Raw genomic sequence first — 1,747 nt, 5'->3', positions numbered from 1 at the left:
ACCCGGCCCCACTGGGCGAGCCGGTCCCGGCCCTCGGCGAGCAGCAGCATCAGATAACCGGCCGCCGCCACCAGGAACCACAGCCAGTCCGCGCCGCCGTCGGACAGCCCCGCGGCCACCGAGTACAGCGCGAGCAGCGGCAGCCCGGCCGGGGCCGCGCTGCGGAAGGTCACCGCGAGCGTGTCCACCAGCAGCCCGACCAGCAGCACCCCGCCGATCAGCATCAGCCTGATGCCGTCGGTGACCGGCGCCGGTGTCGCGTACCGGCCGATGTCGTCCGCGCCCCGAGCGAGCAGCTCGGCGAGGTACCGGACGGTGTCCGGGTCCGGGATCAGTCCGGCGATCGCGTGCTGCCGGGCGCACACCAGGGTCAGCAGCACCACGGTGACCAGGACCTGGGCCACCAGTGTCAGCCACCGGCCCAGCGGGATCCGCCGGGCCGCCGCGCCCACCCCGCTCTGCACGGCCACCAGCGGTACCACTTGCAGCAGCCAGGTCGGCTTGGCGACCAGCGGCAGCAGCGCGCAGGAGGCCATCAGCGTGGCCGCCGCCGCGCACAGTGCCAGTCGTGCCCGTCCGCTCATCCCCGGGCCTCCCCGCTCAGCGAGGCGAGGCCCGAGCGCTCCCGGTCCGCCTGCCGCCACAGCTCCTCCACCGAGGCGCCGCGCGGCACGCTCAGCGCCGTCCAGCCCGCCTCGCGCAGCATCCGCAGCCGCTCCTCGTGCCGGTCGCCGGCCCGGGGCACGTCGGTCGCCTCCCGTGTCCACACGCCGGGGTCCAGCACGAAGGCGACGGCGCCGCCGCTGCGCCGGCTCATCTTGGCGACCGTGGTGGCCTGCTCCTCGTCCAGGTCGCCGAGGAAGGCGACCAGCAGCCCCTCGTTCCCGGCGCGCAGCACGTCGTAGGCGCGGGACAGGCCGGTGCCGTCGGAGTAGTCGATCACCGCGAGGGTGTCCAGCAGCAGCCCTGCCGTCTCCGCCGTCTCCTGGCCGGTGCCCGCGAAGCCGTCGCCGCCCTCGCCGGGCACCGTGCTGCCGCCGTCGGTCAGCAGCCGGACCGAGAAGCCCCGTTCCAGCATGTGCGCCAGCACCGAGGCGGTGGCGGACACGGCCCACTCGAAGGCCGAGTCCGGGCCCGCGCCCTCGTAGGCGCCGCCGCGGGTGTCCAGCAGCACGGTGCACCGGGAGCGCCGGGGCTGCTCCTCGCGCCGCACCATCAGCTCGCCGTAGCGCGCGGTGGAGCGCCAGTGCACCCGGCGCAGGTCGTCGCCGTAGCGGTAGCCGCGCGGGATGACGTCGTCCTCGCCCGCGAGGGCCGGCGAGCGCTGCCGCCCCTCGCCGTAGCCCTTGGCCTCGCCGGCGAAGCGGACCGGGGGCAGCGGGGTCACGCGGGGGATGACCGTCAGCATGTCCTGCGTCGCGAAGGAGCGGGTCAGCTCGCACATCCCGAAGGGGTCCGTCAGCCGCAGCTGGAGCGGGCCCAGCGGATAGCGGCCGCGCAGATCGGAGCGGACCCGGTAGGACACCTCGCGGTGGCCGCCCGGCTCCATCCGGTCCAGCACGAACCGGGGGCGCGGCCCGAGGACGTAGGGCACCCGGTCCTGGAGCATCAGCAGACCGGTGGGCAGCCGGGAGACGTTGTCCATGCGCAGGTGCACAGCCCGTACGCCGCCGTGAACACCAGGGCGGCCGCGGCCCCGCCGAGTTGCGGTGGCCAGCCGTGCGTCAGCAGCCGCTGCGGCTCGCAC

Annotated in this window: 1 protein-coding gene and 1 pseudogene; both read right to left on the bottom strand. The window is 75.6% G+C overall.

Features of this window, described 5'->3' with window-relative positions:
* On the bottom strand, positions 1-584 hold a 584-nt coding region (locus H5J33_RS34110), incomplete at its 3' end, for a DUF3488 domain-containing protein (protein WP_220213006.1).
* A pseudogene (locus H5J33_RS34105) lies at positions 581-1,672 on the bottom strand (DUF58 domain-containing protein); the annotation flags it as partial. The pseudogene H5J33_RS34105 and the gene H5J33_RS34110, both read right to left, overlap by 4 nt.
* Between the last annotated feature and the right edge of the window lie 75 nt (positions 1,673-1,747).

Source organism: Streptomyces sp. WELS2, from assembly GCF_013870595.1.
Classification (GTDB): Bacteria; Actinomycetota; Actinomycetes; order Streptomycetales; family Streptomycetaceae; genus Streptomyces.
The sequence above is the reverse complement of the archived record's forward strand: the minus strand, read 5'-3'. Positions and strand labels throughout refer to the sequence as shown.